Here is a 531-nt window from a genome sequence, read left to right on the forward strand (position 1 = left end):
CGGTGCTGTTTGTCGAGAATCAGTGTCGCTGGCACCACCGAGGTGGGGAAACCATGTAGCGCTGCCACCGCGGCCTGCGATGGGTCCCAAATTGAGGGATAGGTGACCCCGTAGTCCTTGATGAAGTCGACAGGCTTTTGCCGATTCGGGTCGCGCAAGTTGACGCCGAGATTGGTGAACCCTTGCGCCTGGTACTTGTCCTGTAGTCGCTGCAGGTCGTCGGTTTCCGTCCGGCAGGGAGCACACCACTGACCCCACAGGTTGATCAGCACCACCTCGCCAGGAAAGTCTGCGACCGCCACAGTGGCCTCCGGATCTACTACTTCCGGGCCAGACATCGGCGCGATCTTCTGGCGGTCCGCCGGCGGATCATAGAAGATCTCAATCTGGCCGCCCGGGCTGACAAAATCGAACGTCTCACCTGAAGCGACGGCATCAGTGCCGCTAGCGCAGCCAGTAAGTACAAGCGAACTCACCACCACTGCGGCCAGTTGGCATCTTGCCCGTCTGCCCCAGCTACCGGGCTGCGCA

The 531-nt window shown here is 61.2% G+C and carries 1 protein-coding gene; it reads right to left on the reverse strand.

Annotated elements, in window-relative coordinates; genetic code table 11:
- On the reverse strand, positions 1-491 hold a 491-nt coding region (locus AYO52_RS17495; protein WP_253702300.1), incomplete at its 3' end, for a TlpA disulfide reductase family protein.
- Positions 492-531: the final 40 nt, after the last annotated feature.

The organism is Dietzia sp. 111N12-1, from assembly GCF_001658045.1.
GTDB lineage: Bacteria > Actinomycetota > Actinomycetes > Mycobacteriales > Mycobacteriaceae > Dietzia > Dietzia kunjamensis.